The following is a 22,511-nucleotide window of genomic DNA, read 5'->3' on the forward strand; positions in this document are numbered from 1 at the left end:
ACTTTTATTCTTGGCGCGGCACATTAAATGTGCTACACAAAATCATGAAGATCACTTATGACGAAAACAAGCGCCTGACCAATATCGAGAAGCACTTCGGCCTCGACTTTGCCGATCTCGATATGGATTTCTTCGAAGGCGCGACGATCTATCCAGCAAAGGACGACCGCCTCATGGCGATCGGTGAATTCAAAGGCCAGATCATCCTCGTCGTGATCTTCAAGCCGCTTGGATCGGAAGCCATTTCCGTCATCTCAATGCGGCACGCAAGCAGGAAGGAAAGGGAAACCCATGGCTACTAAGTTTTCAGCGAAACGCCCGCTAACCGATGCGGAAGAAGCCGAAATCCAGAAGGCTATCGCATCCGATCCGGACTCCCCGGAAGCTACCGATGAGCAGCTTGCCAAGGGTAGGCCATTCCGTGAAGCTCTACCTGAGCTGGCAGCAAGCATTGACCGGGAAAGAGCTAGGCGCGGCCGACCTCCCGTTGAGAAGCCTCGTCAGCATGTATCTCTGCGCCTCGATCCCGATGTTATCGACCACTACAAGGCAACCGGCAAAGGCTGGCAGAGCCGAATGAATGATGATCTACGTAAGGCTGCCGGCCTGTAAGACTGCCTCACAAAACTAAAGCGACGAATTTCGTCGAATTGGTTCGGGATGACGAAATCATCAACATAGGGCTGGCAGGAGCCGGTGCCCCACTAGGCTGCCGCCATGCAGGCCGAGATCGTTGGCGTTGTAACCTTGTTGAACGCGATGGTGGCGAAAAATGCGCCCGCGGTAGCGATAGACAAGACCACTACTAAGCCAGCCTGATGCCAGCATATACGCGTGAGCAATCCATTGAAGCGGTCTGCGAATTCTGTGCCGATTGCCTCATACTCACGATTAAGCTTTTCCCGTTGGTTGCCGATTTCCGTACGAAGAGCAGAAAGGGTCAACCATTGATTGACTATAGCGACCGTTAGGAGAATAAGGAAAATCCAGGCGCCTGCGACCACCGCCCAATTTGTGTAGAAGACGAGGCCGCATTCGCTGACATTCTTTAGTTGGGATGCCACGATAATCGTTGCGACCGGTATCCCCAACAGCTGGTTTTGGATGTCCACGATGGTCTTGTGGATTTTTCCAAGGTACTCTACCCGAGCTGTCTCGATCTCGTTCCGAATTTTTGAGTAGGAAAAGCTCGACGCAAATAGCCGATAACCCTGCCTTAGGTCTTCTGCCACGACCTCCAGGTTCAGGAGGAGGTATCGGAAACGGCTATTTAGCGGGTGAGCTGCGCTTATTCGTGTGACCGATTCTGCTAAAAGGGATAGCTTCTGGTCGAGGTGGATGTCGCCTTGAAACAGATCGATCAAGGTCGCGACTTGCCGAATATCTACTTGAAGTAAGGTGTCTACATCATACGCGACAGGAACTACGGTTTTCGCCTGTTCGATGAATACTAGCTCCTCCCGACTCTCGTCGAAATAAGATGCAGCCTGCATGAGGAGGGAGAGTAGTTTCAAACAAAGGCGGTAGCGACGTTGAACATCCGCCTCGGGTACCGAATTGCGTTCAATTGCTCCGTCAACTATGAAGTAAGCATCGTATTCTCGGAGCCTAGCCTTTGGATAAAGGAGAAGCTCATCAAAAGTCTTAGCGAAGGCCCCCAGGTGAAGCTTCGGCTTTGTAACCTCAAGTATGACTTCGTCACCAATCTTTGCTCGGTCAAGGTCTACAAGAGCATGGATACCTGTGGTCGCAGTTTCATCCGCTAGCTGTTTGATAAGAGAAAGCGACTCAGCGTCGCTCAGGAGGTATGCCGCCTCGTTTCCAACCTCACGAAAAGCTAGCCGTCGATATACCTTGATGAGATCATCGAACGTTGGGCTCGTCATTGCCATATTCGTCTTTGAGCTGGGCAACCAGATCCTCAGGGAGGTTGGTGACAGTCAGTGAATTTGAGGCAGCATGAAACTTGATTTCGCCGCCGGTGATGGCATCGCGGTCAAATTCGATACGCCAGTTCTTAGCATGACCCTGGAATTTGACTAGAGACCCTAACGCTCGACGATCTGGGACGAACTGGTCGTTAAGCAGTAGGTCTGGATCAGTAAGAGCATCAAGGAGCTTCCTTGGAGCGTCCGGAACCAATTGATTCGATAACGCTTCGAAACTCAGTTCTTCGCGTCGAGCTGAGTACCCGGTGCATATGTCTTTCGCCTTCTTGAGAAACAGATCGCGCTCTGCTTGCTCCATCTTCTGTTCGTCAGCGTAACTCTTGAGAGCAGCGACCAAGCCAAGCGTATCCTGCTTCTCAAGCACTGGTGTTTCGCAACCGAGAAACTCCTTGAAGTAGTCTGCGACGTTTCCTTTGCCCTTTAAAAAGCTGATGTAACGCTCCTCTTGTTTAGCCCAGGCACTAATGTTGATTCGCCCGGCAAACTTGAAACCGTCTAGGTCAAGGTGCTGCACATCTTGGACGTCGAGATCCTTTGTAATAGCTGCGCCGAGCTTTTCGTTGATAATCGCAACCAGGAGGAAGTCTTTACCCTCAGCTTGGAAGTGCGCAAAGAAAACATGGCCACCGGTGGCCGCACCTTTATGTCCCGCCTGCATCTTCAGGGTTTCCATAAGGCCGGTGGTCAAGGCCACGAAGTCCTTGAACTTGCCCTCAACATACCGCTTCATCTGCCGCTGAGTGGGATAGAGATCATCGTTGGCTGCGAATTTGCCGTGAGACTTGGACGACCTGCGCCGGTACAATTCATATAGGCTGTCGATCACCCATTGTGCAGTCTTTGTCACCTCAAAGTCTGGCTTACCAAGAACAACTCTAAAACCCTGTTCATCACGCACCAGATCATGGATCTGAGCGTTCACGATCCTGTTCGCCATGCATTCCCCCCATGTAGCAGCGGTTGTAGACTAGTCTGAGTCTACACCGGATGCCAACAGGCTACGGCTGGGGCCTCAGGAAACTCCTTCATTGCCAGGACACAGCTACCGCGCCAATCTCTGCCCACGCGGCTTATCGCCTCCTATACGGATAAAGGATCCGCGAGCCGGACTAGACGTTTTTAGACCTCCGTCCGACAGTGAAGAAAACGTGCGATGTGTTGGTGATCTCAACCATCCGCGCCGTATCAAACCCTACCGGCAAATTTGCCGGCATCACTCCAAACCGAAAGGTCATTAATGAACTTTCATCTCTCAATCAGACTGCAGATCAACCTGATCACGGCTTTGCCGTTGGCTCTGGCCATCCTGAAGGCATTCGGCTCGATCTGATCAACCGCGCGAGGGCGCCTCTACCGGATGCTCTCGCGCACTACGCTTGACCGCCTGGCTATGCCATCCGCCCCAGGGTGGGATGTTCATCAACCAGTAAAGCGGAGGACTTCAAATGCAATGCGGGCTGCGCGGAGGAGCAACTAGCTCCCCCTATGGCCCCGTGGGTGGCTCGATGGTCCCCAACTGCATCAGGCACAAATAAGTTGCGCACAATCTAAGCGACAAGCTTGAGATTTGCAATGCTCAATTCGATTTCACGGGCATTCCCAAGGCTTTCAACCACAGCTTTGATGGCCTTCTTCCCTTTTGGTTTCACCACGCTCGCATAGTGACCCGCTAGCGGACCGGACTGAATATAGACGCGGCTGTCCGGCTTCAGCGTAGTGACCGGAGGAGGCCGCAGGATGTCGAACTCGCCTCGCTCCTCAGCCTCCTTGATAGCCCTCACCTCTGTGTCAGCGATCGATATCGGGCCGTTCACGCCGCCAAGCACCGACCCGACGTAGCGCATACGATGAAGCTCCTCGAAGAAAACCCCATTCGCCCGCTTTGCGAATATGTACCCCGTGAAAAGCTGGAACTCCCGCATGATCCAGGCTTTCGTCTGATGATGTCGGATTTCCCGCCGGACCATCGGGCAATAAGCTTCAATCCCTGCTTCCATCAACTCGGACAGCGCCCGCTTGTACTGCCCTGGCACCGTTCGCGTCACATACCATTCCATTAGACACCCTCGTCTTTGGGTAATGAAATTACATTACCTGATTTGCATGAATTCCGCACCCCCTCGCTGCTCCCCACATTCAGTGCGAGCCAATCGCTGCTGTCGTCACGTCACGCATGGCTTCGACGGAGAGCGCATCGGCACGCTCATTGCCCTTGATGCCGGCATGGCCCTTGCACCACGTCAATCGAAGCGGATAGCTCTCAAGCGCAGCATCGAGCAATTGCCAGAGAGCCAGGTTTTTGACCTCCTCCTTGCCGCGCGTCCATCCTTTCGATTTCCAGCTATGCCGCCAGTCGTTACAGCCGTTGACCACGTATTGGCTGTCGCAGTGAAGGCTTGCCTGCCTATCGGGGCAGTTCTTTGCCAGCCACTCCAGCGCCCTGAGGGCGCCGGTCATTTCCATGATGTTGTTTGTGGTCTGCGCCAAACCGCCACCTTCGGAGTGGACTTCATCCCCATCCTTGAAGACGACGAATGCCCATCCGCCGGGGCCTGGATTTGGCTCGCAAGCCCCATCGGCAAAGACGTGGAGGCCGGTTTCGTATGTGCGGTGATCGATAGCCGGCGCGTTGCTTTTCTTGCGCTTGAAAGGGAACCCGTAGCTCAAAACTCACCAACCTTTCCGAAGCCGTGGATCGAGAAGCTTGAATCACTCGCCTCCGGTAGCGGCATGAACATGTCTTCCGAAATCCGGAAATAGGCTTTGTGCCGACCATGGAACGAGACCGAATCCAGGAATATCCACGATCCCCTTCTTCTGAACTCCAGCCGCTCGAATGGCGAGTTTTCCAGCTCTCCCCAGCGTTCGAAGAGCTTCAGATTGTTCTCGTGGAGAAATAGCCGAGCGTCAGCGACATAATCCCGTACCAGCTTCATCTTCTGAATGGCCGGAATTATTTCACGCCCACGACGCAAAATCTCATCTAGGGCATCATTGCTCTCGTCTCCTGGCGTCCAGTTGGGCAGAGGTTCGTCAATGCCATCGAGGGTTCGAAGAATGGCGCGGAGCGTCTTCGCTGGGGCTTTATTTTCAAGAAACTCACGCCCGACCAGCGTGCCTATCTGGACGGTCTCGTAGACCTTCCTCCTCCTTTGATCTCTGAGCCCGGTATCCACGACAGTGGAAATCCGCCCGCTGTTGATCAAGTACTCACCATGGATGACATCGAGAAATCCCGGAGCTTCGTTCTCGAACTGCTTCCTCGCATTCTCTATCGCTGTTGCAATCGGCATTAGCTGCCAGCCGATTTCCCGCAGGCGCGGCGCCCTCTCCTGAAGCTCAGACCACACGTCGACAAACCGCCTTGCCTTTGATTCTCGATTATAGACCTGTCGGGCGGCTACATATTCCTCCCCCAGATGCCGGCGTGCGCAGTCGTGCCCGATGCACATGATTGTTCTTTCCGCCGGGAACCACGCTAGAACGCCTATCTCAAATTTTGGCGCTCCTGCTGAGCACAGCGGACAAGGCACCAGTGCGCCATCAAGGCGGCGCACACGTGGAATTTTCAGCTCGCCAGACAAGACCACAATCCCTGCCATGTCGTACGGGCGGGATGTCGAGACGTTTTCGAACAATTCGGGGTAGCCGGTTTCCGCGATATACTCTTTCCAGCGCTCAACGAACTCTTCGTGAGGACGTTTGTCAAAAATGGGAAAGTGCCGCGCTTCAGTCAGAGCTGGCGCTTTGCGTTCAGCTATCGTCATGCGGCGCCTCCATCTGGATCGCCGTGCCAGCCGTAAGCATGCCCCCGAGTTTCGTGTTCAACGGCCTGCCAAAAGCAGCCCACTTCCTCATCGATCGCGTTTTCCGAAAGTCCAATTTTTGCAAGACTGGCAACGATTGCCTCGGTCACAACCGTTCGATAGTGCGAAGCACTTTTTTCGGTCGGCTTATCCAACAGTTTCGCTGCCACATCCCGAATTTTTCCCACCCTGTTTACCATCGGGTAAGGGATTATCCGGCACTCTGGGCGCCAGTCTGAGAGAGGCATGCTGTCCATGCTCCGCTTACTCATCTGCTCTGCCTCCTGCCCATAATATGTATAGCATTTCGGAATCCCGAAATTGGCTGCAGCTTTGAATTCGTTGACCTTTTATCCATCAACAAACCTCATCCAGCCTTGCGCATTTCGGGATTCCGAAGCGGGCGCATTTCGGGATTCCGAAGTGAGGCTATTTTCTTTCGGCCCAACTTTTCTCGGTTAGCTTTCGCAATTTTGCGATCAACCTCGTCCCATCGTCGGCATCTTTCCAGAGAGCATTTCCGCCACTCGTTCGTTGCGGGTGCACCCTCGTAATCACCGCTGAACGTCAGCGTATAGAGATTGGGGTGAGCCGTTCCGGCGCCCGCACGGCCGCGTTTAATCTTGATGAGGCCCTTGTATTCAAGCTCATCAATCGCGTCGGCCACGTACTCGCCCGTTACGCCGTGCTCCACGAACTGGGGGTGCGTGACGATTAGTTTTCCGTTCTCCAAAGCCCCGTGTGCTGCATGCTCGATAATGATCCTGAAGAATGCCCTAGACGCGTTCGGGCTTAGGGTGCGGAAGGCTGGCGACGAAAGAAGTTCGACCGTCAACCACTGCCATCGCTGCGAGCTATCTGCGCTAGCAGCGCCTTGTGAAGGGGGTCTGCTATTCTTGCGGATTTCATTGAACGTCTTGCCGCGCGTGGTACGGCTTTTGTCGCGAGGATTAAATTCTGGCATCTGCTGGTATCCCTCGCGGATCGCGGATTGACTGGGCAACTCGGCAGGCTTCGCAGGCCTGCCAAGCGGAGAGCTGAAATTGTTCGCGGATTACGCGAATAACGTTACGAGGGGGGCTGGACTGCTGGGAAAGCCAACGCGCCGCTGCGCTAACCTTCGGGTCCTCGTGAGGGGCTGTCATCAAGCAGCGACCCTCTTGGCGTCTGACAGCACTTCAAGTTTGCTGCACAATTTATAGCGAGCATGGATTCCCGGAAATTCGCCGCCGTGTCTCTCCTGGATTGTCTCAATTGCCAATCCATAGCCCCGGAGCTTCCAGACGTAGTGGGAAATTCTTGGGCCGATATTATCCAGGGAGGAGATGCCTCGTTCGCCAGCTCCAATTAGCTTGCGAAGGGTCCAGCTTTCGCGACCAATAACTGTGATCGGAAGGCCACTCGGTCGGTTATTGTCGTCAAGAATCTGGACTCGGAGGGAATGCTGCGGTCTAATGGGAGTCGCCATTGATGATCCTGTCATTGATGGAGGGGGAACGCTGGAAAAGCGTTTCGTTTTGAGCAGCAGGGTTCTGTGCTTGCCGGCGTGGACCCTGCTGCTTTTCGTTTGTGAGGCCGGTCATGCAGCCTCCCCGGAGCGGGACCGCTCCCATTCGTTCAACTTCGCTTCATCGAATAGCTTCCGGCGCTTGATCTTAAGCGGTTGAGGAAACTTGAGACCTGGATCTCTAGTCCAACGATACAAAGTCGGGTCACTTATCTTGAACCGCTCCCTTACCTGAGCGGCCGTTAAATACGTCATGCAGCATTACTCCTTTCGTCCGAGCGTGAATCCTGTTGGACACATGATTGATATAGCATTTTCGCGAAAGGAAATGAATCCTCGCGACCGGCGTTCACCCTTTATTCCCCAAATAAATCGGGGACATACATAAAATTATGCATTCCCCGTCTTAGTTCCACTATTGCCCGGATGCGATTACTTGACGCCGGGCTTCGCAAGTCGAACTCCCGCACCGCCGCCATTCTCAGCTATGAAAACCACTCCCGCGTCTTCGAACGTCATGCGTAAAAGTTTTCGATTTGAGTCGCGCATCTCCCCTCCTTTCTCGAAAGCTCGGATCGAAACGGCACTCAGTGACACCTTCTCGGCAAGGTCCGCCTGGGTCCATTCTAGCAACGCGCGCGCGGCACGACATTGTGCAGGGGATATCATAACTTTCCTTTTTCGTAAGTTTTCTCTTGCGCCCTGCTCATACATAACTTATGTTAAACGCAAGTTAACGCAGTTTTCAGTAAGTTACAAGCGGCGTTAGCGCTTTTCACAAGATCGGAGATCACCATGCCTAACGCACTCGTTCAGGCAGCCGCCGAAGGCTTGCCTAGCATTCACCGCCGCCGCCTGCTTATGGGCCTTGCCGCTGCATCCGCGACCGCTGCGGCTATGACCGCCCCCGACGCGGCCGCGTCAGCCGTGGTCACGTCCGCGCAGGAAAATCCTGAACTCGTCCGCCTTGGCGATCAATGGCATGCGATGGCCGACGAATTGGTCGCCGCGCGTGCCGCTCTTCAGCAGATCGTCAACGAATGGTCGCCGAAATGGCCGGCCGCACCGGAGGCTCTGGTTTACAACGGCTGGAATACAGACAACTACGAACGCGACCTGCAGGGCCACGCTGTTCAAGGTGGCTCGCCATACAGCGGGTCACGAGGACGCTGCGTCCGTAGCGTCGAGGACATCGCGTACGATATCCGATTTGCAGAGGGCATCCTTAGGAACAAGACATTCGCCCATCGAAAGAAGGTTCAGCGCCTTACACGGGAGCAGTGGGAGGTAAAGCTTGCGGAGGATTATGAGCTTATCGGCGTTGCCCGCGACTACGAGGCACAGTGCCAGCGCATCCGTGCGGCGTCCGGCGTCGAAGCCGCGACCAAGCGCTACCTCGAAGCAGAGTTCGCCCTCATGGAACTCATCAAGCAAGTCGTGAGCGTGTCGGAAACATCGATGATCGGCATCATCATCAAGGCCCAGGTAATGGCAAGGGCTCACGAAATCGGGAACGGATACCTAACCCTCTTCTCGGTCAAAGACGATAAGGGCAAGTCCGTGGACATTGGAGTTTGCCTCGCTCAGTCGATCCTTCGCATTGCGGGAGAGCAGGCATGAGGACGACCATTTCCGCAAAGGGCCGTAAGCAGCTCGACCGGTTCATGCACCGCCTGATGGAGCCTCTGTCCGAAGAGATTCTGGCCGACATCGAATACAACCGGATGGCTCGCGAGGCCCGCTACGTCGAATGGAAGAAAGCGAAAGCCACGCTTGGTCTCTGGTCAGCGCGCTATCAACTGCACTTCGCCATTTACATCTTCGACCGAGACGTAGCGGGACAGGAAATGACTGAACAGGACGAGGACATGTTCTCTCACAGGTTATCCGACCTGATGCAAAAGATGCGAGCGGCGACGGCGGCACAGCTCCGAGCCCCCGCGCCAGATCAAGCGGCGATTGAATGGAAAAAACGGAGACTTGCCGACGAAGCGAGCTGGCGCGGGTGCATCACCCACGAGCAATTGAACGAGTTCATCATTAAGGACGAGGCATTCCTGGAGGCCCACCCGATCCGCAAGACGAAGGAGACCCGGCGATGAATATCAGCGACAAACTTGCCAGCCTGTCACCCGCGAGCCTTGCGAAGCTGTCCGTCTTCCTTTCATGCCTTGCCTGCGACAAGCACAAATCCTGCGCAACGTTTCACCTAGTTGGGAAGGAGATGAACCCAGCGGACGATATGCCTTCCGTCTTTGGCTTGGCTGCAAATTGCGAACGGAGCAAAAGGGAACTCGTACAAGGCCAGTTCAAAAATTAAGGGCCGCGGAGACGCAAACGCCAACTTGGCGAGTGCGTCCTTTGCTGAAACAGTTATGACACGCAAAAGATTGACATCGCGTAGTGCCCACGATATGGCAAACTTGTCGGAAACGTGGGCACTACAATGTTTGTGAAATGGTCTGTCCGCAAGAAAAGCAGAAGCCCCAGTCTGGGCGATTCGCTCCTCGCGCGCCTTGTCGAAAGCCATCGTCCTGGGCCAGGGCTTCCCCCTCGCCAACGCCAGATTGCTTACCTGGGATCGATCCGCACTAAGATGCCTGTGAATCACCGGATCGTGTTTTGGGAAAACGCATCCTACCGGCTCGATCAACTCGAACTTACGCAAGAGGACCGCGCCACTGTTGAGGCAGCGCTAGAATTGAGAGTGCCACGAGCGACACGCGCAGAATGGCAGCGCGACGACCGCTGATGTAGCCGGTGGCAAAGGAAACGCGACGGCGGAAAACTTTTCCGCCGTTCCAGCCAACGCGGTTATGGGGGGCGCGGGGACGTAACGGACAACTTGTCCACTACGTTTTTCTCGGCGGAGACAGACGCGGCCACAGGCCGTGGGGACGCAAACGAAAACTTTTCGCTTACGTCAACCAGCATTCGAGGAGTCGCAAAGTTGACGACTCCTCTACGACCGTTACCCCACGCGTTACCCCCAGGGGTAAGCTCAAATTTGAGCGATGATTAACCAGTTGAATTTATTGGTGCCCCCGGCAGGGTTCGAACCCGCGACCCCCTGATTACAAATCAGGTGCTCTACCAACTGAGCTACAAGGGCACTTTCGAGACGGGGAGTTACCAGATTTTCCCCTCCTGTAAAGGGAAAATCGCCATTATGGTTTAAACCGGGACGCCATGTCTGGGGAAATCCAAGCCGCTTCGGCATGCCAAGACGCTTGTCCAGGAACCGGTTTTTCCTGTACCAAAGACCGTCACGTCGGCATGGTCCTGTCACAGGATCGTGTTAGGTCAACCGGTTACAGCGTCCCCCAGCGCGCCCAGTCGGGCAGCGGCACCGTCAAAGGCCCGTTCATGTCGTCCCAGCCCAAAAAGCTTTCCTTCATCGCTTCCACCGGACCGGAAGCGCAGTCCGGACTGGAAGAACTGGTGCGCCTCTACGGCAATGTGCCTACCGAGGAAGCCGACGTGATCGTGGCGCTCGGCGGCGACGGCTTCATGCTGCAGACGCTGCGCGAGACGATCAATACCGGAAAGAGCGTCTACGGCATGAACCGCGGCTCGGTCGGCTTCCTGATGAACAACTACCGCACGGAGAAACTCCACGACCGCATCGAAGCGGCCGTCGAGAACGAATTCCACCCGCTGAAGATGACGACCACCAACGAGGACGGCTCCACATCCATCGCGCTCGCCATCAACGAAGTCTACCTCTTCCGGCAGTCCTATCAGGCAGCCAAACTCAAGGTGGAAATCGACGGCCACGTGCGGCTGGAGGAGCTCATCTGCGACGGCCTGATGATCGCAACCCCTGCCGGCTCCACCGCCTACAATCTCTCCGCTCACGGGCCGATCCTGCCGCTCGAAGCGCCGCTGCTCGCCATGACGCCGGTTTCGGCCTTCCGCCCACGGCGTTGGCGCGGCGCGCTGCTGCCGAACCATGTCTGTGTCGATCTCGACATCCTCGAACCGGACAAGCGGCCGGTCAACGCGGTCGCCGACAATGTCGAGGTCAAATCCGTGCTGCATGTGCGGGTGGCGCAGTCGGCCGAGGTGACCGCGCGCATTCTGTCCGATCCGGACCATTCATGGTCGGACCGGATCCTCGCCGAACAGTTCAACAACTGACCCGACGTCAAGCCGGCTCGAGGCCAATGCCCAACCTTACGTAAGGGTCAGGATCTGCGGGCGAAGGCGCGCAGAAAAGTGTTGGTCGCATTCGCCGCCATCCGATCGATCTCGGTGTCCGGCGTCTGCCTTCCGAGCTGCTGGTCGTAGCGAAGGTCGGTCGCGAGAAGCGCCATGTACTGGCGGGCGGCGAGCGCCGGATCGTCGATGTCGAGATAACCGGCATGGGCGAGCTGGGCAAGGCGTGCGGCGATGGCCGGATATTTCTTGCCGGGCCCGTATTCCTTCCAGGTCTCGAAAAGCTCGGGAAACCGGGCACCCTCCGTCTCCACCAGCTTGCGCAGCCAGCGGCCGTTCGGATCGCAGATCGCCTTGCGCAGAAGCTGCGCCGAAAAGGCGGTCAGCTCCTTTTCCAGATCCTGCGGCGCGACGGGGAACGTGTCGAGCACACGGAAGAAACCGGCGCTGGACCGGTCGGTAATCTCGGCGACGACGACCTTGAAGAGATTATCCTTGTCGCCCAGCTGGTTGTAGATCGTCTGGCGCGAGACCCCTGCCCTTGCCGCGATCGCGTCGATGCTGGCGCCGGCAAAGCCCTGTTCGGCGAAAACATCGGCCGCGGCATTGAGGATCGCCTGGCGCTTGTTCTGCGCCGGAGGCCAGGTGTCGTGATCGCGCGTAAGTTCGGCAGACGAATTTTTCATGACATTACCATATCGGCACTTGACGGATTGGACAATCGTGTCCAAAATCTTTTACATGATTGCGTGCGCCCATCCTCCCATCTCGGCCGGCTTTCATAATCAGCTCCCATAATCGTCCTCCGTCCTGCCGTATCACGGCAGATGTGGTGACGGGAAAGGTTTTTTCCAATGCAAAGCAGAGCTCCTTCGCATGCCCTGTCGCTCGGGCTGCTCTCCGCTATCGGGCTTTTCGCCCTCGACATGTATCTTCCAGCTCTTCCCACCATCAGCGCCAACCTGAATGCCGACAGCCATGCGGTTCAGGCGAGCCTGATCTCCTTCTTCGCCGCCATGGCCGTTTCGCAGATCGTCTATGGTCCCCTGTCCGACATGTTCGGCCGCAAGCCGCCGCTCTATGCGGGGCTCGGCCTCTATGCCGTCGGCGCGATCGGCTGCGCGCTCTCGCCGTCGATCGAGTGGCTGATCGCCTTCCGCTTTCTCCAGGGCATGGGCGCCTGCGCCGGCGTCGTCATCTCCCGCGCCATCGTCCGCGACCTGCATACCGGCCCGGCCGCGGCCCAGCTCATGTCGCGGCTGATGCTGGTCTTCAGCGTCTCGCCTATCCTCGCGCCCCTCGCCGGCAGCATCGTCACCGTCTTCGGCAGCTGGCGGCTGATCTTCTGGGTCATGGTCGGCGCCGGCGCCGTCGGCCTCGTCGTCGCCCTCTTCTTCCTTGAGGAAACGCGCCTGCCCGCCGCCCGCAGCGAAAGCAGCGTCGGCAGCGCGCTCAGGGCTTACGGCACGTTGCTCAGGGATCCCTATTATCTCGGGCTCGTCTTCATCGCCTCCTTCGGCATGTCGAGCTACATGATCTATGTGGCCAATTCCTCCTTCGTGCTGATCGAGCACTATGGCCTCACGCCGTCCTTCTACAGCGTCGTCTTCTCCTGCAACGCGGTTGCCTTCATCGGCATGTCGCAGATGAACGGCTGGCTGTCCCGCAAGATCGGCCTCAGGAAGGTGATCCGCGGCGCGGTCCTCGGCTATGCGGCGATGATGGTCACGCTGGCGCTTGTCACATCCCTCGGTCTCGACCGGCTCGACATCATGGCAGCGTTTCTCTTCGGCGGCTACGGCTTCCTCGGTATGATCATCCCGACGGCCGCGGTGCTGGCGCTCGAACATCACGGACGGATAGCCGGCACGGCTTCGGCGATGATGGGCACGATCCAGTTCGTCACCTCGGCGGTGGTCGTGGGCGTCGGCGGCCTGTTCGCCGACGGGACCTCGCTGCCCATGGTCACCGTCATCGCCGTCTGCTCGGTCGTCGTCTTCCTGCTGTCGATCGTCGTCCTGCGCAGCCGGCAGCCCGCCATGGCGGCTGCTGCGGAATGAACTGCCCTCCAAGCAACAAAAAAGCGGCCGGACTGCAAAGCCCGGCCGCTTTCATTCGTCTCTGCAAAACGCCTTAGTCCACGTCTGCGACTTCGACATCCGGCTTGCCGCTGATGCGGTGGGCGAGCGCGGCTTCCATGAATTCGTTCAGATCGCCGTCCAGCACGTCGTCAGGTGCGGTACTGGCGATGCCGGTGCGCAGGTCCTTGACGAGCTGATAGGGCTGCAGCACGTAGGAGCGGATCTGATGGCCCCAGCCGATATCCGTCTTGGAGGCCGCTTCGGCGTTGGCCGCTTCCTCGCGCTTCTTCAGCTCCGCCTCGTAAAGGCGGGCGCGCAGCATGTCCCAGGCCTTGGCACGGTTCTTGTGCTGCGAGCGCTCCTGTTGGCACTGCACGACGATGCCCGACGGGATATGCGTGATGCGCACCGCCGAGTCGGTCGTGTTGACGTGCTGGCCGCCCGCGCCCGAAGACCGGTAGGTATCTATGCGGCAGTCGCTCTCGTTGATCTCGATATTGATCGAATCGTCGACGACCGGATAGACCCAGATCGACGAGAAGGAGGTGTGCCGGCGCGCGTTGCTGTCATAGGGCGAGATGCGGACCAGGCGGTGGACGCCCGATTCGGTCTTCAGCCAGCCATAGGCGTTGTGGCCCTTGACGAGGATCGTCGCGGACTTGATGCCCGCCTCTTCACCGTCATGGACTTCCAGAAGCTCCACCTTGAAACGCTGGCGTTCGGCCCAGCGGGTGTACATGCGCAGAAGCATGTTCGCCCAGTCCTGGCTTTCCGTGCCGCCGGCGCCGGAATGGACTTCCAGATAGGTGTCGTTGCCGTCGGCCTCGCCGGAGAGCATGGCTTCGACCTGGCGGCGGGCAGCTTCGGCCTTCAGCGCCTTCAGCGCGTCCTCCGCTTCCCGGACGATCGCCTCGTCGCCCTCTTCCTCGCCGAGCTCAATCAGCTCGATATTGTCGGAAAGCTGCTGTTCGAGGGCTTTTACGCCGCTGATGCCGTCCTCGAGCTGCTGGCGCTCGCGCATCAGCTTCTGCGCTTCCGCGGCATCGTTCCAGAGGTTCGGATCCTCCGCCTTGTTGTTCAACCAGTCCAGTCGTCTTACCGCCTGGTCCCAGTCAAAGATGCCTCCTCAGCAGGCTTATGGCCTGCTTGATTTCGTCGACTACATTGATGATTTCCGCACGCATGGCGTTGGTTCTTCACTCTCTATGTCTGGAATTTAAAGGTGCCGTGGACATAGTTGCCCGAGGCCCGGATGTAAAGCCCGGACCTGCCCGCAAACCGGTCGTGGAATTATCAGAACAGCCCCGGCATGCCGGAGGTCACGGCCTGCTGCGCCTGCGGCGAATTGCTGAAGATCTGGTCCTGCGTCATGTATTCGCCATCGCCGATGACCTGGAAGACGTCGGCCGGGCCGGTGCCGGGCTTGAACGCTTCGACGATCGTATCCGGTTCGCCTTCCATCGCTCCCATGCCCGTCTTGCGGTTGACGGCGATCAGCTGCATGCCCTCCGGCACATGGAATTTTTCGGCCGGCATGAGCTTGGCGGCCTCCGCCAGGAACTGGCCGAAGATCGGCGCGGCAAGCCCGCTGCCGGTCCCGGCCCGGCCGAGCGGCGTCGGGGTGTCGTAGCCGACATAGAGGCCGGCGACGAGGTTCGGGGTGAAGCCCACGAACCAGGCGTCCTTCTCGTCGTTGGTGGTGCCGGTCTTGCCTGCGACATCGCGATCCTTGACCGGAATCTTGCCGGCGGCCGTCCCGCGCTGGACGACGCCCTGCATCATCGAGGTGATCTGGTAGGCGGTCATCGGGTCGAGGACCTGCTCGCGATTGTCGACGATCGTCGGCTCTTCCTGATTGGCCCATTCATTGTAGTTGCAGCCGTCGCAGGCGCGCTCCTCATGGCGGAAGATCGTCTTGCCGTAACGGTCCTGGATGCGGTCGATGACGGTCGGCTTGATCTGCTTGCCGCCATTGGCGATCACGGCATAGGCCGACACCATGCGCATGACGGTCGTCTCGCCGGAGCCGAGAGACATGGCGAGCACCGGCAGCATCTTGTCATAGATGCCGAACCGCTCCGCATATTCGGCGACCAGTTCCATGCCCATGTCCTGCGCGAGACGCACGGTCATCTGGTTGCGGGACTTTTCGATGCCGGTCCTCAGCGTCGAGGGGCCGGCGGATTCCCCGCCGTAGTTCTCGGGCTTCCAGACCTGGCCGCCCGAAACGACCTCGATCGGGGCGTCGAGAATGACGGATGCCGGCGTATAGCCGTTGTCGAGTGCGGCCGCATAGACGAACGGCTTGAAGGAAGAGCCCGGCTGACGCATCGCCTGGGTGGCGCGGTTGAATTCCGACTGCGCATAGGAGAAGCCGCCGACCATGGCGAGCACGCGGCCCGTATTCGGGTCCATGGCGACGAGACCGCCCTGGACCTTCGGCGGCTGGCGGAGCCTGTACGTCTTCGCCGCCGCGTCGATCGGTTCGGCATAGACGACGTCGCCCGGCTTCAGCACGCCTTCCGGCGACTTCGTCGTCTTGCGGGCGCCGGTCGCATCACGAAAAGCCCATTTCATGTCCTCGGCGGCAATCGTGCCGGTCTCGCGGGCGGGATCGACCTTGCCGTTCGCATCCGTCGAGGGCTGCAGGCCGATCGATACGGACTTCGCCGACACGTCGGTGACGACCGCAAGCTTCCATTCCGGCACGTCGCGGAGAGACGGCAGCTTTGCGAGTTCCGGCCCCCAATCTCCCGCGACGCCGATCTCGGCGATCGGGCCATGGAAGCCGCGCCGCTCGTCGTATTCCACGAGACCGTTCTGGAGGGTATGGCGCGCGATCACCTGCAGGTCGGGATCGAGCGAGGTGCGCACCGAAAGGCCGCCTTCGTAAAGCGCCTTATCGCCATAGCGTTCGATGATCTGGCGTCGGACTTCTTCCGAGAAGAAGTCCGAGGCGAAGAGATGCGTGCCGCTGCGGCGCTGCTTGACCCCGAGCGGCTGCTGCTTGGCCTCGTCCGCATCAGCCTGCGTGATGTAGCCGTTCTCGGCCATGCGGTCGATGACCCAGTTGCGGCGCTCGATCGCCTGCTTTTCCCGGCGGAACGGATGGTAGTTGGCCGGTCCCTTGGGAAGGGCCGCGAGATAGGCTGCCTCGGCCGTCGTCAGTTCGGTCACCGCCTTGTCGAAATAGGTGAGCGCCGCGCCGGCGATGCCATAGGAATTCAGGCCGAAGAAGATCTCGTTCAGATAGAGTTCGAGGATCTTGTCCTTCGAATAGGTCTGCTCGATGCGGAAGGAGAGGATCGCTTCCTTGACCTTGCGGTCGATCGTCTGGTCGGAGGTCAGAAGGAAGTTCTTCGCCACCTGCTGGGTGATGGTCGATGCGCCTTCCGGGCGTCGGCCCGAGCCGAGATTCTGGATATTGGAAACGACCGCGCGCGCAAGACCGGCGGGATCGATACCCGAGTGATTGTAGAAATTCTTGTCTTCCGCCGAAAGGAAAGCCGCCTTGACGCGATCGGGCACGGCCTGAATGGGCAGGAAGAGGCGCCGTTCACGGGCATATTCCGCCATCAGCGCGCCGTTGCCGGCATGAACGCGCGTGGCGACCGGCGGCTCGTAGGATGCAAGCACTTCGTAGTTCGGCAGATCCTTGGTCATTCCGCCGAGGTAAATGCCCACACCGGCAGCCACGACCAGAAACAGCACGCAGGCCAATCCAAAGAAATAACCAATCAATCTGACCATATCGGAGCTACCGTTCGGCTTTCATTCGGCGCATGGAACATACCATCGCATGGTTTGAGGCGTTTTGCACGGTGATTGAAGCAGCGCAAGGCGAAAGCGGATCAATCGTCCGTCATCCATCGCATCTGATTTCCACCGAGTAACCGCCGGAATGTGAGTAAAATAGGGCTCCCGCTTGCGATTTCCCGCCCCTCCGCGCCGCGCCTCGACATTCCGCGGACGCCTGTGGCGGCGCGGCCACGGAAGGCCTGTTCAACCGCCGTTCTGCACCGCACGGTCGCGATAGCGCCTTACCGCATCGGCAATGCGCTCGGCCACCTTTCCGCGCCAGGATTCGTCCAGCAGCAGCTTCTCATCCTCCTCGTTGGACAGGAAACCGAGCTCCAGCAGCACCGACGGAATGTCGGGCGCGCGGAGCACCTGGAAACCGGCGTAACGATGCGGGTTGTTGATGAGCCCGACCTGACCTTCGAACGATTCGACGACATTGGCGGCCAGCGCGGTCGAAAAGGCCTGCGTTTCGCGCCGCGCCAGATCGAGCAGGATATCGGCCACTTCCGGAGGGCCGCTCTTGATGCTGAAGCCGGCGAGTTCGTCGGAAAGGTTTTCGCGGGCGGCGAGGTTTTCCGCCATGCGGTCGGAAGCCCTGTCGGAAAGCGTGTAGACGGTCGCGCCGCGGATATCCTTCTGCGCCAGCGTATCGGCATGCAGCGAAATGAAGAGATCCGCATGCCCCTGGCGGGCGAGCGTGACCCGTTCGGAAAGGGACAGGAACGTATCGTCGTCGCGGGTCAGGAAAGCCTTGACGCCGTCGATCCTGTTCAGCCGGTCGGCAAGTATCCTGGCGAAAGCGAGCGTGATGGTCTTTTCCGGTGTCTTCGTTCCCGCCCCGGTTGCGCCGGCATCGATACCGCCGTGACCGGCATCGACGGCGACGGTGAAGACATCATCCTTCTCGACCATCGCCAGCGGATCGCGAGCCGGCGCGGCGGGCATGTCCCAGCTCTGCGTCTTGACGAGCTCGGCAAAGGCTTCCCCGGAGGTCATCTCCGCATCCAGCACGAGGCGATAGCTGCCGTCGTCGTTCGGCTGAACCTCGGCCAGAGCCAGCTTCACGGGCTTCCGGGCCGTCAGGACGATGCGGGCGCTCGTTTCGTCCATCGTTCCGTAACGGATATCCCTGAAGAGACCGCGGGCGGAAAGGTTTTCGGCCGGAAAACCGAAGGCGGTCGCCGGCAGATCGATGATCACCCGCTCCGGCGCGGCGACATAGTGGACCGAAAATTCCGGCTTCTGCTCGAAATCGATGACGATCCGGGTACGCGCATCGTCGCCGGCGACCCGTGCGCTAAAGGCGAGAAGCGGCTTTTCCGCCGAACGCGCCGGAGCGGGAACCATCGCGGCAAGGCCCGCGAGGAACAGCAGCGCGAAAGCGATTCGCGCCAAAACGCCATTCCGGCCCGTGCCGCGGGCTTCAACCGCGCTTGCCTTCACACCCGCCCTCAAACCGAAACTCGCATTCAAAAACCCGCCGCCCATCGGAAATCCGCATCGAAGTGCCCGCTCCAGAAGGCATTTGCACGTCGGAAAATGCGAATCAACCACCCGTTCCCTGCCATCCATAAGGCCCTCAATTCCATCCAGAATATGGCAAAGCCGGCTTTTCCCTTGCTATTGTGACAGATAAACCATACAACGCGCATGAGGGTTAAAGTGTTGACGGGATAGTCTGCCGATAGGCTGCCAGCCGCAACGGAATCTGGCGCCGAAGACCGACAGTCATCCGCCGTCGCTACACTTTCTCCTGATACTCGATCCATCCGGCGGTGGCCGGAACAAGTCCCGGGTGGCGTGCCACCCACCGCTCATACGGAGCACATTCATCGGGCCTGAGGGCCTATGGTATCGTCATTCTCGTTTGGTTTTTAATGTCGCGGCACAATTTTCAGAACCTGGAGAGATTGAGGGAGCAAGAGGCCCCGTCATCTTTCCGGTTGCCGTCACAGCCATGCCCGACGGGAACATCTTTATCCGGCGCAACGACCGCATCGCACGAAAGGCCTGACCTCACGGCAGGCCTTTCTGCATTCCCACGGCGGCGCCGAGGAGCAGAATATCAATGGCAGACAAAATGCTTATCGACGCGTCTCACGAAGAGGAGACGCGCGTAGTCGTCGTTCGCGGCAACCGGATCGAAGAATTCGATTTCGAATCGCAGCATAAGAAACAGATACGCGGCAATATCTATCTGGCGAAAGTAACGAGGGTCGAACCCTCCTTGCAGGCCGCTTTCGTCGATTACGGCGGGAACCGGCACGGCTTCCTCGCCTTTGCCGAAATCCATCCCGACTATTACCAGATCCCGCTTGCCGATCGTCAGGCCCTGATGCAGCAGGAGGCCGAGGACCAGCGCAAGATAGCGGAAGCCGAGGCCGCCGATCCGGTGGTCGACCTCGCCAACGAAGAACAGCCCGATATCGGCATCACCGGCGCCGAGCCGGCCGAAAGCAAGCAACCGGCCGAGGCCCCCGCCGAGCAGACGGAAGCCGCTTCCTCCGAGGCCGCACCCGTCGAGGAGACGGAGAAGCCGAAGGCCAAACCGAAGCGCAGCCGTTCCCGCAAGAAGGCGGCCGAATCAGCCACGGAAGAGGCTCCCGCCGCGGAAGCCGCGGCACCCGAAGGCGAAAGTGCCCCCTCTTCCGGCAATGGCGACGACGAAGGCTCGACACCCGGCGAGATGGCCGCGATGGTCGAGACGGATTCGATCTCCGAAGAGGTCGATGCCCGCCGCCGCCACGACGACGACCTCGATGACGACGACGATGAGGACACGCACGAGAAGGAAGTGATCGAATCGGTCGGCGCCGAAGACGCGATGGAAGAGGTTCCGGATCGCGTCGTGCGCAAGCCGCGCAAGCAATACCGCATCCAGGAAGTCATCAAGCGCCGCCAGATCCTGCTGGTCCAGGTCGCCAAGGAAGAGCGCGGCAACAAGGGCGCTGCCCTCACCACCTATCTCTCGCTTGCCGGCCGCTATTCGGTGCTGATGCCGAACACGGCGCGCGGCGGCGGCATTTCCCGCAAGATCACCAATCCGCAGGACCGCAAGCGGCTGAAGGAAATCGCCCGCGAGCTCGACGTGCCGCAGGGCATGGGCGTCATCCTGCGCACGGCCGGCGCCAACCGCACCCGCGTCGAGATCAAGCGCGACTTCGAATACCTGATGCGGCTTTGGGAAAACGTCCGCACGCTGACGCTGAATTCGACCGCTCCCTGCCTCGTCTACGAGGAAGGCTCGCTGATCAAGCGCTCGATCCGCGACCTCTACAACAAGGACATTTCCGAGATCATCGTCTCCGGCGAGGAAGGCTATCGTGAAGCGAAAGACTTCATGAAGATGCTGATGCCGAGCCATGCGAAGGTCGTCCAGCCCTATCGCGACCTGCATCCGATCTTCTCGCGCTCCGGCATCGAGGCGCAGCTCGACCGCATGCTGCAGCCGCAGGTGACGCTGAAATCCGGCGGCTACCTGATCATCAACCAGACGGAAGCGCTGGTCGCCATCGACGTCAACTCCGGCCGTTCGACCCGCGAACATTCGATCGAGGAAACGGCGCTCCAGACCAACCTGGAAGCGGCCGAGGAAGTGGCCCGCCAGCTGCGTCTGCGTGACCTCGCCGGCCTCATCGTCATCGACTTCATCGACATGGAGGAGAAGCGCAACAACCGCGCCGTCGAGAAGAAGCTGAAGGACTGCCTGAAGAACGACCGCGCCCGCATCCAGGTCGGCCGCATCTCGCATTTCGGTCTGCTCGAAATGTCGCGCCAGCGCATCCGCGCCTCGGTGCTCGAATCGACGACGCAGATCTGCTCGCATTGCGGCGGCACCGGCCATGTGCGCTCCCAGTCCTCGATCGCGCTGCACGTGCTGCGCGGCATCGAGGAATACCTCCTCAAGAACACCACGCACGACATCACCGTCCGCACCACGCCGGACATTGCGCTCTACCTGCTCAACCACAAGCGTGTAAGCGTGATGGACTACGAGAAGCGCTTCGGCGTCTCGATCTTCATCGAATCGGACGTCGGCATCGGCTCGAGCCATTTCGCGATCGACCGCGGCGAACCGGTGGAAAACCCGGTCAAGATCGAAAGCCTCATGCAGTTCGCGGCGATCCCCGTCGAAGAGGACGACGATGACGTCGTTCTCGAGCTGGACGAGGACGACGAGGAGATCGGCGAAGCGCAGGCCTCCTCCGCCACGGATCGGGGCCAGCACGGCGAGGAACAGGGCGGACGCAAGCGCAAGCGTCGCCGTCGCCGCCGCAACCGCAACGGTGAGCGTGGCGGTGAGGCTCAGGCGGTTCAGGCCGGCAGCGACGAGCTCGCCTCCGGCGACGACTATGAGGGCGATGAGGGCGAGGACGACGTTTCCGAAGCATCGGAAGCCAGTGCCGTTGCCGAAGGGGAAGAAGGTTCCCGCCGCAAGCGCCGCCGGCGCGGCAAGCGCGGCGGCCGCCGCAACCGCAACGGCGAGGAAGGCAACGAGCTGAGCGCCGACGATGGCGAGGGCTCGGACGAGGCGGACGAAGAAGGCGAAGGTGATGACGCCGCAGGTGTGGCGGAAGCTGCAGAAGCGGCTGTCGCCGAGGCCGTGCCGGCTTCCGTCGAAATTCAAGAAGCGCCAGCGGAAGCAGCTCCGGTAAAGCCGCGCCGCTCGCGCCGGGGCAAGGCTGCGGCAGCAGCCGAGGCTCCGCCTGCGGAGGAGACATCCGCTCCGGCGGAAACCGTCGTCGAGCAGGTCGAGGCCGCTTTGGGCGAAGAGCCCAAGGCCGTCGAGGCCCCTATCGAGGAAGTTTCCGCTACGGACGCGGAAGAAGCCGATGCCGGCGAGGCGAAGCCCGTGCGCGCCAATCGCGCCTCGAACATATCCTCCTCCAGCGAAGCGATCGTGAAAAGCTCCGAACCGAAGGCATCGGATGGCGACGGCGAACCGCCGAAGCCGAAGAAAGCCGGCTGGTGGCAGCGCCGCGGCTTCTTCTGAGAAGCGCTCCGATTCACGGAACAGAACGGCCGCGCCAAGCGCGGCCGTTTTGATTTGGTGCCCGTCACCTCCTGAGGAAAGAACGGGAAACCGGTTCAACTGCCTGCCGGACAGATTCCGGAAACGCTTCCAAGGCCTTGAAATTAAAGCCACTCTGCGGCGTGGAAAGTATTCCAAACGCAGTTGTGAAGCCGACGAAACCGCTCGGCCACGATT

20 protein-coding genes and 1 tRNA gene are annotated in these 22,511 nt (G+C 59.2%); 8 read left to right on the forward strand and 13 right to left on the reverse strand.

Annotated elements, in window-relative coordinates; translation table 11 throughout:
• The first annotated feature begins 44 nt into the window (after window positions 1-44).
• Both QTA58_RS00275 and QTA58_RS00280 read left to right on the forward strand, forming a co-directional pair.
• Complete coding sequence (locus tag QTA58_RS00275; RefSeq protein ID WP_289671242.1) at window positions 45-302, forward strand: BrnT family toxin; 258 nt, start codon at window positions 45-47, stop codon at window positions 300-302.
• Window positions 292-612, forward strand: coding sequence for a BrnA antitoxin family protein (locus QTA58_RS00280; protein ID WP_289671243.1), 321 nt, complete (start codon window positions 292-294; stop codon window positions 610-612). Before QTA58_RS00275 ends, QTA58_RS00280 begins: the two co-directional genes overlap by 11 nt.
• Before the next feature lie 92 nt (window positions 613-704).
• Here the strand turns inward: QTA58_RS00280 and QTA58_RS00285 are convergent, their stop codons facing one another.
• The 8 genes from QTA58_RS00285 to QTA58_RS00325 form a co-directional block, all read right to left on the reverse strand.
• On the reverse strand, window positions 705-1,892 hold the full coding sequence (locus QTA58_RS00285; protein WP_289671244.1) for a hypothetical protein: 1,188 nt from the start codon (window positions 1,890-1,892) through the stop codon (window positions 705-707).
• A complete protein-coding gene (locus tag QTA58_RS00290) occupies window positions 1,864-2,886 on the reverse strand; it encodes a nucleoid-associated protein (RefSeq protein WP_289671245.1) in 1,023 nt (340 codons plus the stop codon). The genes QTA58_RS00285 and QTA58_RS00290 overlap by 29 nt, the downstream gene beginning before the upstream one ends.
• A gap of 610 nt (window positions 2,887-3,496) precedes the next feature.
• The gene (locus tag QTA58_RS00295; RefSeq protein WP_289671246.1) at window positions 3,497-4,006 is read right to left on the reverse strand and encodes a transcription termination/antitermination NusG family protein; all 510 of its coding nucleotides are present in this window, start codon (window positions 4,004-4,006) and stop codon (window positions 3,497-3,499) included.
• Between the two features lie 79 nt (window positions 4,007-4,085).
• Window positions 4,086-4,616 carry a ribonuclease H gene (locus QTA58_RS00300; RefSeq protein WP_289671247.1) on the reverse strand — a complete coding sequence of 177 codons (531 nt, stop codon included), beginning with the start codon at window positions 4,614-4,616 and terminating at the stop codon, window positions 4,086-4,088.
• Window positions 4,613-5,716: a hypothetical protein gene (locus QTA58_RS00305; protein WP_289671248.1), complete on the reverse strand. Its 1,104-nt coding sequence runs from the start codon at window positions 5,714-5,716 to the stop codon at window positions 4,613-4,615. The genes QTA58_RS00300 and QTA58_RS00305 overlap by 4 nt, the downstream gene beginning before the upstream one ends.
• A complete protein-coding gene (locus QTA58_RS00310; protein WP_341850274.1) occupies window positions 5,713-6,027 on the reverse strand; it encodes a DUF6074 family protein in 315 nt (104 codons plus the stop codon). The genes QTA58_RS00305 and QTA58_RS00310 overlap by 4 nt, the downstream gene beginning before the upstream one ends.
• 95 nt (window positions 6,028-6,122) lie before the next feature.
• Complete coding sequence (locus tag QTA58_RS00315) at window positions 6,123-6,719, reverse strand: hypothetical protein (protein ID WP_289671249.1); 597 nt, start codon at window positions 6,717-6,719, stop codon at window positions 6,123-6,125.
• 615 nt (window positions 6,720-7,334) lie between these two features.
• The gene (locus tag QTA58_RS00325; RefSeq protein ID WP_289671251.1) at window positions 7,335-7,517 is read right to left on the reverse strand and encodes a helix-turn-helix domain-containing protein; all 183 of its coding nucleotides are present in this window, start codon (window positions 7,515-7,517) and stop codon (window positions 7,335-7,337) included.
• Between the two features lie 540 nt (window positions 7,518-8,057).
• Between QTA58_RS00325 and QTA58_RS00330 the strand changes: the two genes are divergently transcribed.
• Genes QTA58_RS00330 through QTA58_RS00340 form a run of 3 tightly spaced genes read left to right on the forward strand, consistent with a single transcriptional unit; the run spans window position 8,058 to window position 9,582 of the window.
• Window positions 8,058-8,882, forward strand: coding sequence for a hypothetical protein (locus tag QTA58_RS00330; RefSeq protein WP_289671252.1), 825 nt, complete (start codon window positions 8,058-8,060; stop codon window positions 8,880-8,882).
• On the forward strand, window positions 8,879-9,364 hold the full coding sequence (locus QTA58_RS00335; protein WP_289671253.1) for a hypothetical protein: 486 nt from the start codon (window positions 8,879-8,881) through the stop codon (window positions 9,362-9,364). Before QTA58_RS00330 ends, QTA58_RS00335 begins: the two co-directional genes overlap by 4 nt.
• Window positions 9,361-9,582: a hypothetical protein gene (locus tag QTA58_RS00340; protein ID WP_289671254.1), complete on the forward strand. Its 222-nt coding sequence runs from the start codon at window positions 9,361-9,363 to the stop codon at window positions 9,580-9,582. Before QTA58_RS00335 ends, QTA58_RS00340 begins: the two co-directional genes overlap by 4 nt.
• A gap of 716 nt (window positions 9,583-10,298) precedes the next feature.
• On the opposite strand, the gene QTA58_RS00345 is transcribed toward QTA58_RS00340, so the two are convergent.
• Window positions 10,299-10,374 (reverse strand) — tRNA-Thr (locus tag QTA58_RS00345).
• Window positions 10,375-10,628: 254 nt separating this feature from the next.
• On the opposite strand from QTA58_RS00345, the gene QTA58_RS00350 reads away from it, so the two are divergent.
• Complete coding sequence (locus QTA58_RS00350; RefSeq protein WP_085423119.1) at window positions 10,629-11,402, forward strand: NAD kinase; 774 nt, start codon at window positions 10,629-10,631, stop codon at window positions 11,400-11,402.
• A 47-nt stretch (window positions 11,403-11,449) separates the two neighbouring features.
• Here the strand turns inward: QTA58_RS00350 and QTA58_RS00355 are convergent, their stop codons facing one another.
• Window positions 11,450-12,106 (reverse strand): TetR/AcrR family transcriptional regulator, encoded by a 657-nt coding sequence (locus QTA58_RS00355; protein WP_289671255.1) that lies wholly within the window; start codon window positions 12,104-12,106, stop codon window positions 11,450-11,452.
• A gap of 168 nt (window positions 12,107-12,274) precedes the next feature.
• On the opposite strand from QTA58_RS00355, the gene QTA58_RS00360 reads away from it, so the two are divergent.
• Window positions 12,275-13,480, forward strand: coding sequence for a multidrug effflux MFS transporter (locus QTA58_RS00360; RefSeq protein WP_085423117.1), 1,206 nt, complete (start codon window positions 12,275-12,277; stop codon window positions 13,478-13,480).
• A gap of 73 nt (window positions 13,481-13,553) precedes the next feature.
• On the opposite strand, the gene prfB is transcribed toward QTA58_RS00360, so the two are convergent.
• From prfB to QTA58_RS00375, 3 genes are all read right to left on the reverse strand, one after another.
• Window positions 13,554-14,685 (reverse strand): peptide chain release factor 2 gene (gene prfB, locus QTA58_RS00365; protein WP_143531644.1). Its coding sequence is split into 2 segments (ribosomal slippage): window positions 13,554-14,615 and window positions 14,617-14,685, totalling 1,131 coding nucleotides; the frame shifts between segments, so codons are not numbered across the junction.
• Window positions 14,686-14,794: 109 nt separating this feature from the next.
• On the reverse strand, window positions 14,795-17,251 hold the full coding sequence (locus QTA58_RS00370) for a penicillin-binding protein 1A (RefSeq protein ID WP_289671256.1): 2,457 nt from the start codon (window positions 17,249-17,251) through the stop codon (window positions 14,795-14,797).
• A gap of 252 nt (window positions 17,252-17,503) precedes the next feature.
• Window positions 17,504-18,649, reverse strand: coding sequence for an N-acetylmuramoyl-L-alanine amidase (locus QTA58_RS00375; RefSeq protein WP_289673303.1), 1,146 nt, complete (start codon window positions 18,647-18,649; stop codon window positions 17,504-17,506).
• A gap of 721 nt (window positions 18,650-19,370) precedes the next feature.
• Here QTA58_RS00375 and QTA58_RS00380 point away from each other — a divergent pair.
• On the forward strand, window positions 19,371-22,295 hold the full coding sequence (locus QTA58_RS00380) for a ribonuclease E/G (RefSeq protein ID WP_289671257.1): 2,925 nt from the start codon (window positions 19,371-19,373) through the stop codon (window positions 22,293-22,295).
• Window positions 22,296-22,511: the final 216 nt, after the last annotated feature.

This window comes from Neorhizobium sp. CSC1952 (genome assembly GCF_030378245.1).
Classification (GTDB): domain Bacteria; phylum Pseudomonadota; class Alphaproteobacteria; order Rhizobiales; family Rhizobiaceae; genus Neorhizobium; species Neorhizobium oryzae_A.